The organism is Feifania hominis (assembly GCF_014384765.1).
Classification (GTDB): Bacteria; Bacillota; Clostridia; order Oscillospirales; family Feifaniaceae; genus Feifania; species Feifania hominis.
Window position 1 is genome coordinate 415,578 of record NZ_JACRSP010000002.1, and the last position, 16,403, is coordinate 431,980.

The following is a 16,403-nucleotide window of genomic DNA, read 5'->3' on the forward strand; positions in this document are numbered from 1 at the left end:
TTTGTACTCAGAAAACCGCCATTTCTGGCGGTTTTCTTGTTGTAATGCGGGTTTCAGGCATACCAGAGGGTATTTTCGATGCGGGGCTGTCAAGAAAGAGGCACAGATGCCCGGCGGGCATCTGTGCCTCTCAACTGAAAAAACTTCTTTCTGGGTGTAAGGGTAAGTCCCTGACTAGGCGTTAAGTCATTTTGTCTCGGTGGGTTGTTGGCAAAAGCGCATGAGCATGGCCGCTGCCTCTGCTCTGGAAGCCCGGCCTTGGGGGTCCAGAATACCACTACCCTTGCCGTTGATGATCCCGGCGTCCACAGCCCAGCGCATGGCGTTGTCTGCAAAATCGCTCACCTGGTCGGCGTCGTCAAAGACCAGAGCCAGGTTTGGCACCGGGGGTTGGCCGGCGTAGCGGTAGAGCATAGCCGCCAGCTGCTCTCTTGTAATGATATCGTCGGGACCAAAAGTGCCGTTGCCGTAGCCGCCGGCGACGTTGCGCAGCCGGGCCCAGTACACCGCCGTGCCATACCAGCTGTCGGCGTCTACGTCCTGATACGGGGCGCCCCAAGGCTCGTTTTCCATATCCGGGCTGCCGTCCAGTCTCCACAGGATGGTGGCAATCATGCTCCGGCTGGTGGAGATGTCAGGGCTGAACGTGGTGTCGCCGGTACCTCCCATCAGCCCGTTTAGGCAGACGTATTTCACAGCTTCATAGTACCAGGCATCACCAGATACATCTGTGAAAGGATTATCCCAGGGGATTTCTATGCGGAATGCCGCTCGTATGGTGACTTCCTCATCGGGCATCAGGAAAGCATAGCCCTGCCCCTCCTCGAGAAGTGTGACCGGAGTGCCCGACTTTCCTGTGATGGTGAGCGTATCCAGCTCGTAGCCTGCCTCCGGCCGGATGGTCAGCAGAACCTTATCGCCTTTTTCAGCGGTCTCCCGGTCAGCTGTCACCATGCCGTGTTCAGCCTCCTCAAGGGTGATCTTGTGGCCCGCGCTGACAACTCCGCCGCCGGGGAATATGGCGGCAGGCTTGCTCCAGCCGATGGCAAAGGGAGACAGGCTTGTGACGGTGAAAGAGATACCGTCCGGGCTCTTGGCCGGTTTAATGGATTCCGAATCGCCCACAATATGTCCGTTCATATCGGTGGTGAACATGTGAATGACCGTGTAGTTGTAGCTGTCATCCAGCCCGGCGCCCAGGTCATCGTAGGAAATGCTGACCTTGATACCGCCCTCGGGGAACTGTTCTTTCGTGGCATTCTGCCAGTTCAGACCACCATCCGTGGTGTACTGCAGTCTGATGTCGAGCAGGGAGATATTGCTTCCAACCCGACTGTCCAGCCTGGTGACTTCTGTGCGCAGAGCCGCCTGAAGCTGCTGGATGGTGCTGAATTTTCCGGCAAGCTCATCCGGCACTGCAGTCAGCTCACTCTGGACCGTCTGGAACTGCAGAGACGTTGCGCCCAGGGTAATCTCTTTCGCCACATCAGAAATTGCGATGGTGACGCTGCCGTCTTCGTTTCTGACGACGGTCAGGTTTTCTCCCACGCTGCCGCTCAGGCAGTCCGTACCGTTGATGGTCAGCTCGGTCAGATAATGATCCTCATCCGGTTTGACCGTGAAAGTCAAATTACCGCCCTTGCGAATCTGCGTGTCCGGCGCGCCCGGGTAGGCTTCAGCTGGGATGCGTTCCACAGCAACAATGGTGTATCCAGCACCGCTCGTTGGAATATCAAAGCCCTGGTAGGGTTCAAATTCCACTCGAACCTCCAGCTCACAGTCAAGGCTGGGTACGGTCAGCTTATTGCTCAGAGGGTGTTCCATCTCGATGTCCAGGTCCAGCTCATCCATCGTCTTCCAAGTGACCGGCTTGCCGTTCACCGTCCACCGGGCCACCATATGATTACCATCTGCGCCGGTGTTCGGTTCTGCGGTAAATACCAGCGTACTGGTGGCCGCAACGGTGTTGCCCGAATCTCCGGGACTAAATACCTCCCCATTCTGGGTAGCCGTCAGCTTGCCGTTTTCCCCTGCGGAGAACTTGACGTTATAGCCGCCCTGGCTGGCGAATACGGCCTGCACCTCCATGTCCTCGATGATGTCGGTCAGCGTGAACGGTTCTCCTGCCTCGCCGGGTGTGACCTCACCGCCTACCCGCCAGTGGAGCAGGTCATAGTAGGGGTCCGGCTCGGCAATGAGAGTGAAGCTGCCGTGACGGCTCACCGTGGCCGGGCTCTCGCTGCCATTCACAGCGGCAACGGTACCGCCCTCAGTTGCAGAGAAGGTAACGGTATGGGTGTTGCGTGCCATGGTGACAGATACGGTGGTGTCGCCCTGAATGGTGAGCGAGTAGGTTTCATCGGTGCTGTTCACCTGCCTCTTGTTTACCGTCCAGTACGCCACCTCGTAATTCTCCTCCGGGACGGCGGTAAATAGGACGGTCTGGCCGCCGGTAACCTCGCTGCCCTCCACATCAGCCGTCAAGGTGCCGTGCTCCGGCTGCTCATAGGTCAGCGTATAGCTGCCGCCCCGGAATACAGCCTGAATCTGATACGGCTCTGTCTTTGCCTCTACGCCGACAGGCACAGTCCACTTCAGTTCATTGCCGCCCCCCGCCTCTTCGCCGTCCACCATCCAGCGGTCCAACTCATAGCCGGCCTTCGGTTTGGCGGTAAAGAGCATCTCGGTACCACCGCGGACAGCGTCATCGCCGTCCGCCCGCTTGTCAAAAAGAACCTGGCCGTAGCGGTCTCCGCTCCAGGCCACCGGGTATTCGATGGGCTGGAAGACCGCCCGAATCTCGGCGCCGGTCTTGTTTTTATCGGCATCGACCGGAACGCTATAGGTAAACTCCGTCTTGTCCGAGCCCTCCTGCGCCAAGCCGTTTACTGTCCAGTGCTGAATCTCATAGCCGGTGTTTCCCTCGGCGGTGAATGTGATGGATGCCCCCGGATTCAGCACAATATTCTGCTGCGCCTCTGTTCCTCCGCTGAGTTTGGCAGATGTAATGACGCCGTCGACAGCGCCGAAATTAACTCTGTCGCCCACTGCGGTAAACTCCACCGTGACGGTGTTTTCCCTGCGCAGATTCTCCTTCGCCACGGGCAACTCAAGGCCAATGTAGAAAGAGGCTTCGCTTCCCTGGGCCATGATATCCTCTGTCTCACCGTTTTCATTCGTCCACGTCCATTTCTGTACCCGGTAACCCTCATCAGGCACCGCGGTAAAGGTGAGGGTGGAGTCCTCGTGGATGGGTGTGCCGCTGGCAAAGTCCTCCTGTAAATAAGCAGGCATTTTCTTGCGGCTGGCGTCAGCGCGCAGAGTGCCGTGGGCGCTTCCGTCCACCTCGTGGACGGAATGGGTGATGGTGTAGGTGGGTATCTTCTCAAACTCAACCGCAACCACAACCTCTTCGCTTTCAGCCGTCCTCACCGTAAAGGTCTGGTTGTCGGTCAGGGCGTGCTTTTCCACCTCCTGCGGCTCCCCGTTGACCTCTATGCTGCCAACACGGTAGTTCTCCCCCGGCGCGGCAGTGAATATCAGTTCGGTGCCGTTGTAGACATAGTCGCCGCTGTTCACCGCAGCTCCATCGGCTGTGGCGGTTACATCGCCGAAGCCATCAGAGGCATCGGGATCGCTGGTGGAGACATCGATCGTAACCTTAGGCTTCCTGGCCACCACTACGTTCACGGTGGTATCTTCGGATAGCTGCGCAAGTGACCAGCGCATCTGCTCCCGGTCATGGCTCACGCCCCATCCGTCTTTCTCCCAGCGGACCAGCTCGTAGTCCTCCGCCTCATCAAAGACGAAGTCGATCTGGCTGTTGGCGATCTGCTGCTTCCCGGAGAATATCTCCCGGTCGCCAAGGAAGGCTCTCAGGGTACCCGCGTCAGCGATTGGAGCCCCACTCTGGTCTACCACATCAAAAGTCAGCCGGAATGTGGTGGCCTCGTCACTGACCACCAAGCGAACATTCATATCGTTCTGAAGGTTTTGTATGGTAAAGGTTTCACTGGCACCTGATACCTGAGCCCAGCTTCCGTCAGCCTGCTCCACTTCCCAACGGATGGGGGAGACACCGGGGAGCAGCTCAGCGGTAATGGTCACCTGAGAGCCATTGACAGCGGTGCCCGACGCGGTACCTGTTGCGGTCAGATCGTCTGTCTTGAAAGTCACGCCAGATGCGTCGGCTCCCCGCTCATCCACCGCGCCGTAGGTGACGGTGAGGCCTCTCTTCTGCTCGAAGGACACGGTGACATTGAGCGGTCCCTCAGCCACATTTTCCAGGGTCAGGGCGTTCTGGGCAAAGACAGTGTCGGTGCCGTCATAGGTTTGGACCACGCCGTCAACTTTCCACTCCCGCACCACATAGCCGCTGCCGGGTTTGGCATTGAAGATTACCGTACTGCCAGCCACCACATTGGCGGTAGGGCCAGTGATCTCCTTGCCATTGTTGATTGCAGTCAGAGTACCACCGCTGCCCTCTGCCCGGAAGTTCAGCACAGTGGAAGAGCTGGTAAATGTGACCTGCACCTCCAAGGCCTGATCCAGTCCAAAGTAGTTCAGACTCAGTCCCCCGTTCCCCAGGACAATTTTGTCGGTGTTTTCCACGACGCGCTGGTTGTTCACGGTCCAGCTCTGTACCTGGAAAGAGGGATCGATGGGTTCCGCCAGGAACAGAAGATTGCTGCCGGCGGGCAGACTGTTCCCAGAGGTAATCGTGGTGCCGCTGGCGTAGGAGCCCGTCAAGGTGCCGTTGATATCAGCCTCAAAGCGTACCGGAAAGGCATTTGCCAGCACAGTGACCACACTCTTTTTCAGCTCGACAACGTATTTGGACAGGAAGTCCTCCTTTGCTTTGCGCTGCACCTCGCCGGCGTCCTCCATGTCAGCGGCGTAGGCCACCATGAGATCGTGCGGCCCGGCTACAGGTTCAGGGCCGCCGGTGAGGCAGAACAGATCGGAAAGAGTCTCCCCATAGATGGTTTCGTCTGCGGATACCAGACCGGGTGTCAGTGTGATCTCACCCAGGTAGTCGTTCAGGTTAAAGTCCTCCAGCTTTTCCGCAGAGATATCGGCCAGTTTGGGCGCGGTCACGGTGATGGGCCTGGGCTCTACGGTGAGCACCTTGCTGGCCACGATTTCACCATCTTTGGATGCGGCGATTCGATATCGCCCAGGGACAAGGGTCTGACCTCTCTTCCAAGTAAGAGCCGTGGTGTCAAACCCGTTTTCGTCGGCGCCCGCAGCACCCGTTCCCAGGAAAGGATAGGCAGTGAAGACCGCACCGCCGGCGGTACTGTCCGTAGTCAGTTCGCCGCCCTCCATCTTCCAGGTGATAAATTGCGGGTTGATGAGTTCCCCATAGGTCACACTGTCCGCCAGCTTCAGATCATAGCCTGTTGCCTCCTGATCGCGATAGGCATAGTAGGTGATGGGCGCTGAGGAGGAGGGCATGGTGGCCCCGCTCCCCTGATACTGAGCGATAATCTGATATACGCCGGGGGTCTTGGGAATCCAGGATGCTGTTCCAGGTCCGTCCCCAGTCCGTTCAGCCGAAATGCTCTGGGCCGCGCCGGTGGTGGTGTTGATAATCTGAAAGACGATGCTGCCGGTGGTGGACCCCGGTCCGGCAACGGTGGCAGTCAGGGTGACCGGTTCGCCGTCATGCTTCTCTTCACGGTACACCTTGATTTCGGCCGTTTCAGCCTGGTTTCCGGGTACGGCCAGAGGAGTAACCATGCCGCCCTCTGCGGTACCCAGTATCCCACCATATTCTTTGAGCTCCAGTTTGGTATAGGTGACTACTGTTTTATCCTCTCCCCCCGGCTCTTCGGAGCTCTGCGTGTCCTCCGTGCGAATGTAGTAGAATTCGCCGTTTTTATACACTTTCTCCTCATCTGTGCCGCCGCCGTAGGCATAAACCTCGTAGGGCGTCTCGTTTTCCGTGACAGTACCCGGCACATCGGACCACACTTCCTGCGGGTCGCCCAGATAGGTCAGATTTTCCAGCCCGTCCTCGGGATAGGCATCACCGTCAAACTTTTTCACTTCCTGCAGGGTGGATACACCATCCCCACCCTCCAGGTAGACATAGAATTTGGGGTCTGCGCTGGTGTCCTTCTTTTGATACAGAGTCAGGGTGGTCTGTACCAACTGGTCCTGAGTCAACTCTGCCTCCTGCTCCCCGGACTGCTTCACAGCCACGCCCTGAGCAGCGAACAGGTTGTAGGTCTCCCCGTTAATCTCCTCTGTCCGCTGCGCGTCGGAGCGCAGGTCCTCCAGGTTGACAACCAGCTTGCCGCTCCCGTCTACCAGGCAGTCCGCCAGAGCGGTGAGCTCGATTTTGGAGTCATAGACAGCCGTGGCAATACCGGCTTCGTCCGGCTGCTGCGCGGTCAGCCCATTGAGCAGATAATAGAGGCCATCCTCCTGGCAGAGGTAGACCTGGTCTGCACTGCCGCCCTCAAAGTTATTGACATAAGCCTGGTAACTCTCATACGTGCCGCTTCCCTTGTCAACCACATAGGTCTTGGTGACCCGTTTGGTGTCCGTCTGTGTCGCTGTGTAATTCGACTGGCCGGCGACATTCCCCACCTCCAGCGTGGTGTCGCTGCGATCCTTGCCCACCCAGAGGGTGGCCACGTCGCTGTAGACAGACACCTTGGTCATGGAACTGGTCAGGCCGGATACCATACAGCGGTACTCTGTGCCGTCCATCTGCTGTGTCACTGCGGGCAATGTCAGCTGGTATTCTCTGGCCCCGTCCACCGGCTTCCAGACCCCGGAGCCGGACTTGCGGGACTGCCACTGAAAGTTCAGTTGGGCGGCAGGGCCCCCGTTGAACTGGGCGGATACCAGAAAGGAGGCATCGCTGCCCGGGCGCACTCTTGCGTCCTCAGGGTGCTTTGAGATGATGGGCAGCGCCTGGCCCGAAGCCCCGATGACCACAGACACAGGAGTGGTATACCCCGAGTAGACCTCCTGGGTTCCATCGTAGCCCACAGCCCGGACGGTATACTGGTATTGGACATCCGGCTTCAGCCCGGTGGCTGTAAAGGTGTAGTAGTCACCGTCCTCATCCTCTTCGGCTTCGCTCACCCTGCCCAGAGTGTAGTACTCATCGTCCTCCTCCAAATAGAGGGCCACTTCGTACCACAGAGCGGTGTTATAGCCCGCCTCCCAGGTCAGGATAGCGGTATCCTCATCCGGGACGACAGCCAGGTTGGTGGGCCGGCTGGGGGGCTGTTTGACGCTGTTCGGCTTGATGATGTAGCTGAGCACAGGGACGATATAGTCCTCGATCTGGGCCTCCCAGGTGAAAAATTTCCACTGGAAGCCGTAGTCGTCCCTGAAGTCCTTCGGCACGCCGGCCACAGTGCCCGAATAAGTCAGCCCCGAGGTGCTGGTGACGCTCTGCGCTGAGCCGGAGGAGGCCCCGGCGGTAGCACCGACACAGAAGCCGCCGGCCCCCGCGCCAATCTTGGTATCAAAACTATGGGTCAGCTCTTTTGTAACCGTCGTGCTGCTGCTGACGCTGATGGACTGGGAGTTCACCGTGTTTTCGCTGCTGGCGTCCATCCAGTTGCTGCTGCCCATGGTCGGTCTGCGGGTTCCCGCCTCCGATGTGCGGTAGGTCTGTGGCTGGCCGGGAACAGCGGACACGATATCCGGGCCGATGACCGGATCACCCAGCTGGCCGGCCAACTCGTTGTATCGTTCAATGGGCATCAGGTAGTAGGCCGGCTCCTGAGCCTCGGAGATGTTCATCTCGCTCTTGTTGCCGTCTGTATCGGTGACCGTATAGGTGTAGACAATGACCGGTGTGCGCATCAGAAGCACCTGATTGTAGTCCCGGCCGATCTCGTAAGACATATCATAACTGTATTCCGTGGTCTTTTCCGTCTCGTTGCTCCACTCGGAGGAGAAAGAGGCTTCCATTTCAAACTTGGCCGCCTCAAAGAACAAAAACTGAAACTCCTGCTCAAAGCTGACGTAGGCGCCGGCGCTGGTGGAACTGGTCTCGCTGCTGCCGGTTCCGCCGCCGGTTGAGGTTCCGAAAGCGGTAGAGCCGGAAGTCTCGGGATACTCATCCACCAGATCCTCGAAGTAGGGGCTGGCCTCCAGAATGGCCATGATCTCGGGGTCGGCGAAAGTGTACTGCTTTCTCTCATAGTGGGCCAGCATACCGTCGTCGGTGTCAATATCCGGGGCGGTGAGGGCCACGCAGGCGGAATACCAGGGCCAACGCTCATATACGTTGGTACCGTAGTGAGTGGCGTACAGGCCGGTGCCGTCCATGACCTTTTTGGTGGGAACCCCTTGCTCGTTGGTCCCGGGGTCAAAGGTCAGGCCCGCGATCCAGTGCTTGTCTCCCCTGTAAGTCCATTGGTCGTAGAACGGTCTATCGAACTCACACCGCAGCTTGTTGCCCACCACAAAGAAGACGGATTCGCGCCCGGCGGTGTTTCCATCAAAATTGCCGATAACGGGCTGACCAACATATTTCCGATAGCTCACGTACTTGTCAGTCTCGTTTGCGCCCATTTTGGCCGCTTCAAATCTCCCGTTGTCCCCCAACTGGAAGATATGGCCCTGAGCGAACAGGTAGGGCCGGGTGCCGAAGCCCTCGAGCAGAACGCAGCCGACGGAGATGGGGGGATTGTCGGCGTAACTGGACTCCGCATCGGCCCAGTCTCCCCACCCTGTGCTGCTCTCGTTACGCACATAGGTGCCCACAGGGACCATGGGCGGGCCGTTGGTTCCGACACCGCCGCGCGGGCAGGTTCTCAGCTCATAGCCAGTGCCGTCCGCCCCCTCGCCGCAGTCGATGGTTGTGATCATCAGGGCGGTACGTACCACATCGTCGCTGTACCAGCACTTGTCGTCGGCGGGGATGCCTACGGTGACAATCTCCGCCTTGCTGTCCCCGTCAAAGTCGCCGATGGCAGAGGCGGCAGAGCGTAAGAACCAACCCTCGTAGCCGGTCTCTGTATTTTTGTCCCGCCAGTTTTTCGCAGTATCGTCATAGACGTCAGCCAGCTGGGTGCGAAAGACTTTCTGCCAATCGCCATTTTTGTCTGTTTTATATACCAGTACTAGAGAGGCGGTGCTTCCGGTGTTTTTGTCCTCATAGTTGTTCTTTCCCAGCTTCTCCTCAATGCCGTCAGCCAGGTCGCTGAAAGACACGGTGACCACCAGCTCCTCAATATCATCCCCGTCGAGGTCGCCTGCCGCCAGGTGTACCATGGGGATGTTGCGGCACTTGTGCTCATCGTTCTTATCTCTTGTATGTGAGGATATTTCGTTGAGCGTATGATTGGTTCCATTGTAAAAGGATAAATTCTCCTGGCCAAAGTTGATCTCTTTGCCACAGAAATCAAGGTTAATGTCCCGCATCTCCATCAGCCGGAGGCTTCCGACGGTGGGGTTATAGAAGATCAGGGTATCTTCGCCGTCGCCGTTGAAGTCGCCGGCCACCATAGCGTTGTATCCGTCGGCCTTAAAAGGATTATATTCCAGGCCATTTACCCAGGTGTAGTCGTCCGAACTCGCAGGCACATTGCTGTATCTCTTCAGATAGGTGACCTTGTTGGAGCTGTTGGCCTCCTTGGCATCGACTATGATCACACCGGGCTGGTTGGCCTTGTCCTTATTCCTGTTGGGGTTGACGTAGCCGTAGTAGGCGATATGGTCGTCCCGGCCGGAGCCGGTGGGGTCGAAAGCCACGCCCCGGACATAGTTCAGCTCACCGTAATCGCTGTCCTGAAACTGGGTTACTACGTTGTCTCCAGAGAGGTACTGAACCAGTTGCGTGCTGCGATCGGTGTAGTGATTCTTATCCAGGTTAAACATTGTTTCAAAGGTATTGTATTCCGTCTCGTAGAACGGCCACTTCCAGGTTCCATCCAGCTTCAGCGACCGGCTGAGCTGGTAGCCGGCGGCCGACTCATAAATGCCCAGCTCCTTGACCGGATTGATGTTGACCTGGTTTTCCACCGCTACCCGTCCGAAAGGATTTTTTCCATCGCCTTCGTCATAGTCACTGGGTATTTCCGTGCTGAAGCCGTAGGCGTCGGTTCCGCCGCTTTCGGTCTCCTCCGCCGCCCGGGCCGTGGTGACCAGTCCCGGGAAAACGGGCAGCATACCGAGCAGCATGCAGACCGTTATAACGGACGCCAGCGCCCGCCTCCAGAAGTGACTGTGTGCCAAATGTTTTCTCATTGCTCTTCCTCCTTCAGTGACCAGGGCGGCGCCCCCTCTTAAAGAGACGTATGCCCGGCGCCAATGCAATTGCCGCGTTTACTCCTCACAGTGCATAGGGAACCAGAAAGGGCGTGATGTCCTGCCCCGCCCCGAGAATGTGGCACTCGGCCATGGGTTGAAATCGTTTGATTTTTCCCACCAGCGTTTCGCTGAACAGCTCTGCACACATGAATACCACATCTACCGGGTGATCCATTGCGAACTGTGCCGCCGCTTCTCCACTGGATTTCAGCATCACGGTTACAGCGGCGTTCTTACCTGTAATGGCTTCCGCAGTCTTACGCAGTGCTTTCCAGTCCCGATCCACTACCAAAACGGTCACGGTGTCCCCTCCCTTTTCATTTGATATCATTTAGGTATCATTGTCCGCCGGGAGAGCTCCCGGCGGACATGGGGCCGGCCCCATGTCTGTTTTTTCTCTATGATATCAAACGGCGTGTATCAAAAGCGTATCAAACCGGCTCCAAAATCATGCGCAAATAAAATTTTCTGAAAATAAAAAGAGACGGGATTTTAAACCCGTCTCTCTTGCTTCAATCTATTTGTCCAGCTCTCCGTTGCGAAATTCCGCCCAGCTGTACTGGGGCAGGTAGTCTCCCCGGTATGAATTTACCGCAATCGCCTCGCCCCTGAGGAAGCGGTAATAGTCACAGTCCAGCTTCTCCGGCAGGATGGCCAGGCGGTTGTGTTCCCGCAGAAGAATGTCCTCCACTCCGGCTGCTCGCAGGGACTCCCGCAGATTTTTGACGATGTTGCGGAAGTAGCCCCGACTTGACACGGTATCCGGCCCCTCGAGCAGCGCGGCACGAGCTTCCGCGGTGGTTGCGCTTGCTCCCTTGCGGTCGACAAGGTAGGCCAAAAGCTCCTTGGCCTTGGCCCGGCCAAACTTCACCGGCACGCCGTCCACAAACACCTCGAAGCCGCTGAATGTCTGCACACGGACTCTCCCCGGTGAACGCTCCCCATAGAGGAAAGTCAGCTCCCGCTCCAAGGCCGCCGTGTTAATGGGCTTGAGCAGATAGCCGGTGGCATGAAGTTGAAACGCCTGCACTGCGTACTGCTGGTGACCGGTGACGAAGACGATGTGGAGGTCGGGTTGAAGACGCTTCATCTGCTCCGCCAGCTCCAGCCCGGTCATACTCCCCATCTCGATGTCAAGAAAAGCCACATCTGCCCGCCGGCTCTTCATGGCGTTCAGAGCTTCTCCAGGTTTGGTAAAACCCCACACCTCCGCCCCGGGCCGGACTTGCTCCAGCGCTTCTTTCAGTTCTTCCAGCAAAAAATGCTCATCATCTACCGCCAAAAATCGCAAAGCGCTCACCTTTCCTTTGGAATGCTCAGGGTCACGACGGTGCCCTTGTCACTGCTCTCTATGTCCAATGTACCGCCCACCATGGAGGCCAGACGGCTGCGCACATTTTCAATGCCCAGATGGTTGTGCTCCCCCAAGTCTGGAAATTGTCTGGCCCGGGCAATGCCCACACCGTCATCCATGACCAGCACCAGAAAGGAGTCCGGTGTCTCCTGGGTACGGAGGATGAGAATGCCTCCCTCCTCTTTTTTTAAAATACCGTGGCGCACGGCGTTCTCCACAAGTGGCTGAAGAGACAGGGGCGGCAGGAAAAAGTCAGAGGTCCGAATCTCGTACACCACTTTCAGCCGGTCCTGAAATCGGCGCTGCTCCAGGTAAAGGTAGTTCATCACATGGTTGAGCTCTTGCTCAAACGGGATGGGTGAGTGGTTTTTCAGGCTGTTCATATTGGCCCGCAGAAAAGCGGAAAACTCCTGTATGGCTTTCTGCGCCTCTACCGGGTTTCGTTTGCACAGATGTGAGATGGTTGCCAGGGCATTGTACAGAAAGTGGGGCTGGATCTGGCTGAGCATGATGTCAACGCTCATCTCGGCCAGTTCTTTCTCCTGTTCCCGCAGTTTAATCTCATACTCGAACTGGATGTTGACCAGAATGAACAGCAGAGCCAGTGACACGCCGACATTGACCACGGCAATTCCCCTCAGGAACATCTGGGCCGCGCCGCCTCCCAGCGGGACAAAGATATAGAGGAGAAAGAAGATAACCTCCCGCCGTGACAGCCGTTTTCGGCAGAGGATGACAGTTGCAGTGAATAACAGGTAGCAGTACAGAGGCACCAGTTGAGAAATGAGAAACAGGCTGCCTCTCTGGTATCCCGCCGCTGTCACAGTGAAAATTGCCCCGGTGAACGGACTGATGAGAGAGAAAAACACCTGCACACTGCACGCGAGAGCAACCGAGCTCAGATACCATCTCCTCCCTCTGCCAGATAGATGGAGATATTCCTCCATATACCTGGCGAAGAAGTACAGCACAAAAGCAGAGGCGGTATAGAAAGTAGCCGAGAATACTGTCAGGGCGACCGCTTGGGCGGCGGTAGTGATCTCCTGGAGCAGCCAGTCCGCCAGATCGCCCAGGATCATGAAAATATTGGAGATGCCGACGCCGAGAAAATACCGGTTGAGACGCTGACGGTACCGCTGGCCATTCAGAATATAGGCCACCGGAATGCAGGAGAGCACAATGGCAAAGAAATCCAGCATGATATTGGCAGTAACCATCTGCTCCATCCACTACACTCCTTTGTGTGTCAATTTCATCCAGTATAGCATCTGTAGTCATCCTTGTCGACGCAAAAAGTCAAGCGCGATAATGCAGAGCAGTTTCCTTTGACATCGGCCGATGCCGCCAAATGCTTTTTGCGCACTATTGGTCAGAGCCCTCTCTTGAGAATATTCTCCATTAAGGGGTGCGGTAACTCACAAATCATATATTCAGCTGCAAAGATGCGCCTCACAATGAGGCGCATCTTTTAAAACAAACTCATCTGCTTCATGGTGGGGGCAGGTGCGGCCACACGCTCGCGGTGTAGCAGACCCGGCGGAATCTCATTGAGGAAGGGCGACTGCTCACGCGAGGCGAGCATGACAAGCTCGTCTCTGGCGCGCGTCATGCCGACGTAGAAGAGCCGGCGCTCCTCCTCCACGTCGGTCTCCTCCCGGCCGGGCATCTCGAGGGGCAGAGTGCCGCGTTCCACGCCGTACAGGAATACCACCGGGAACTCGAGCCCCTTTGAGCCGTGCAGCGTCATCAGCTGCACCGCTCCCGAGGCATAGCGTCCCCGGCTGCCTGCGCGGCTGATGTCCTGCTCGCCGCCGAGCGCCATCGCCGACAGCAGTGCGTCAACCCCGTCAAAAAAGGCGCTCGCCGCAAGGAACTTGCGAACGGACTCGCTCTCGTCTGCCCCAATCTCCGCTGTGAGATCGCCGAGCAGCCGGTGCGGTTTTTCCGTGAGACGCCCCGCGTAACGGCGCAGCCGCTCGGCCCACTGTAAAAGCCGGGGAATGCTCTCGTAATCCCGCATCCCGATCTCTATTTTCCGTTCAATCGGCCCATCTGCCCGCCTAAGCGCCGCGAGCACGCCCTCCGCGAGATCTCGCGGGCATTCGGCCAGCGTCTGGAGCGCGACGCCGAGCGACGGCAGGTCGCCGGGATTGCTCAGAAAGCGCAGCATCCCGATGATTCCGCGCACACGGTCATCTTCCAGATAGTCTTCCCGCCCGGTGACGACAAAGGGGATCCCCTCTTTCTGCAGGCACTGCTCCAGAATCTCCGACTGGCGGTGCGTGCGGTAGAGCACCGCAATGTCGGCGAAGCTGTAAACCGCCCCGCTTCGATTTGCCGACGTGACCATGTCGATGCCGCCCGTCATCCGGGCGATCTCCTTTGAGAGCGCGATGGCGGCGCTGAGTTCTCCCGGCGCCGTGAGAAACCGCACTGCCGCGCCGCACGCACGCACCGGCTCGAGCACCCGCTCGCCGCCCTCATTGCGGGAGATCACCGGCAGCGCACAGCGCAGTATCTCCGGCGTCGAACGATAATTTTGCACCAGGCGGATGACACGCGTGTCCGGCTCGTCCGCCTGCAGATGGGCAAAGCAGCGCGAATCCGAGCCGCGAAAGCCGTAGATCGACTGATCCGGATCGCCGATGACAAAGAGGCTCTCCCCCTGCGCGCTCCACGTGCGGGTGAGCCGGTACTGCAGCTCGTCAATATCCTGAAATTCGTCCACCAGAAGGTGGTCAAAGCGCCGGCGCACTTTTGGCGCCGCTGTCTCGCTGTATCTCAGCCCGTCGACCAGAAGATCGTCAAAGTCCCGCGCGCCCCGCTGTCTCACGAGCTCGCAATAGCGCTCAAACACCTCATCAGACAGCTCGTCGCCTGCATCGAGACCGCTCTTTCTGCGTGAGACCGCGCGCAGCACGCGCTCCGGCTTGTCGCTGCAACCGCACTCCTGCGCCGCCGTCTGTGCAAGCTGACGGGCAGTGGGCTCATCGAGCAGTGTCACCGGCCCGCTCTCGCTGAGCAGCGCAAGGCAGATGGAGTGAAAGGTTCCAATGGTCATGCCCCTTGTTCCCGCGCGGCCCAGCTCCTGCTCCAGGCGCTCGCGCAGCTCGGCGGCCGCCTTGTTGGTAAACGTCACTGCCGTGATGTGCGCAGGCTTGACGCCGCACTCCCGAATGAGGTGCACCACGCGTGAAACCAGCGTCCGGGTCTTCCCGGTCCCGGGGCCGGCAATCACGGCGACTGTTCGCTGAGATGCCTCCACGGCCGCCCGCTGCTCCACATTGAGTCCAAAGGAGACAGGCGGAGTCAGCTCCTCTGAAATCTCAGCGGCCTTTTTCACACTCTTTTTCTGCGGTTTCTGCGCCACGGTGCCGTCGTCCGGCCCAAACAGAGTGACCTGTCCCGCGAACCGCTCGCGCTGTGCGGGGGTGAAGAGTTCGATCCCGCCGTACTCCCCGTCGAACCCCGCGCGGCGCATCACCTCACCCGCGCGCAGCCGCCGAATCCCCTCGGCAACGCAGGCGCCCGCCGCGTGTTCGATATCTGCAAGCGGCGTCTCGCGCAGAATGACAAATTCCGGACCGAGCGTCTGAAGCAACTCCTCATAGAGCTGCGCGGCCCTCTTACCCGCCGGTGCAATGCCGAGCGATGCCGCAAGCGTCTCCTGCAGCGGCGCAAGGCTCTCAAAGGGCAGGGCGTTTGCCGGCCGGTAGCCCTCGGGGCGGTCGGCCAGCTCCTCCACACGGTGCAGCACTCCAATGGTCAGCTTCCGCCCACAGACCGGGCAGCGGCCGTCCTGCGCGGCGGTCTCGGCCGGCGTCAGGCAGACACCGCAGTTGCGGTGTCCATCCAGGTGGTACTTTCCCTCCTCCGGGAAAAACTCAATGGTTCCGCGAAAGCCGCCCGCCGCGCCCTCGCAGAGCGCCCGGGCAAGGCCGTCATAGCTCATTTCGCCCTCAATTCGGTTCGCCTCGCGGCCGAGCTTTGCCGGCGAGTGCGCGTCGGAATTTGAGACCAGCGTAAAGCGGTCGAGCGCCGAGAGCCGCCAGTTCATCGGCGGATCGGAGGAGAGACCGGTCTCCACCGCATGGATGTGCCCGGCAAGATCGCCAAAGCAGGCCTCCACCGTATCAAATCCCGAAAAGGCGCCAAACATGGAGAAGTGAGGCGTCCAGATGTGGGCGGGAATAAAGACGGCCTGCGGGCAGGCCTCAAGGGTGATCTCGAGCAAATCGCGACTGTCGAGCCCCAGTATCGGCCGGCCGTCCGAGTGGATATTGCCGATGGCCTCAAGGCGCAGCGCGAGTTTTTCGGCAGCCTCCAGCCCGGGCAGCAGAATGACATTGTGTACCTTTCGCGTCTTCCCATCTCTCTTGTAGATGGAGCTGATCTCACCCGAGACCACAAAGCGCGGTCTGTCGCCCCTTGCAGCGGCATCGGGCAGCACATACTCCTCCCGCAGGACATACAGGCCGTCCTCCGCAGGGGCGAGCTTTTCGGCAAGCTCCTGCCGCCAGGCAGGGTGGGTGAAATCCCCTGTGCCGAGAAGAGCGATTCCCTTACGCCGCGCCCACAGATCGAGATGCTCACAGTCGCAGTCTCGACTTGTCGCGCGTGAATATTTCGAGTGAATGTGCAAATCGGCAATATATGTCAAAAACAGCACCTCCTGATCGGATGTTCTTCTCTCATTCTACCATGGGCGCAAAGCAATCATGGTAGAATGCGGCCATGTTTTCAGCCGTCCCGCAGGTAATGC

The 16,403-nt window shown here is 58.4% G+C and carries 5 protein-coding genes; all 5 read right to left on the bottom strand.

Annotated elements, in window-relative coordinates; all coding sequences use genetic code 11:
• Nucleotides 1-186: 186 nt before the first annotated feature.
• Nucleotides 187-10,224: an InlB B-repeat-containing protein gene (locus H8695_RS05450; RefSeq protein WP_249299888.1), complete on the bottom strand. Its 10,038-nt coding sequence runs from the start codon at nucleotides 10,222-10,224 to the stop codon at nucleotides 187-189.
• Between the two features lie 85 nt (nucleotides 10,225-10,309).
• Nucleotides 10,310-10,618 (bottom strand): hypothetical protein, encoded by a 309-nt coding sequence (locus tag H8695_RS05455; RefSeq protein WP_249299889.1) that lies wholly within the window; start codon nucleotides 10,616-10,618, stop codon nucleotides 10,310-10,312.
• Between the two features lie 186 nt (nucleotides 10,619-10,804).
• Complete coding sequence (locus H8695_RS05460) at nucleotides 10,805-11,569, bottom strand: response regulator (RefSeq protein ID WP_249299890.1); 765 nt, start codon at nucleotides 11,567-11,569, stop codon at nucleotides 10,805-10,807.
• 14 nt (nucleotides 11,570-11,583) lie between these two features.
• Entirely contained in the window at nucleotides 11,584-12,867 is a 1,284-nt protein-coding gene (locus H8695_RS05465; RefSeq protein WP_249299891.1) for a sensor histidine kinase, read from the bottom strand.
• A gap of 242 nt (nucleotides 12,868-13,109) precedes the next feature.
• Nucleotides 13,110-16,301, bottom strand: a complete 3,192-nt coding sequence (locus tag H8695_RS05470; protein WP_249299892.1) for a UvrD-helicase domain-containing protein — start codon at nucleotides 16,299-16,301, stop codon at nucleotides 13,110-13,112.
• Nucleotides 16,302-16,403 lie beyond the last annotated feature (102 nt).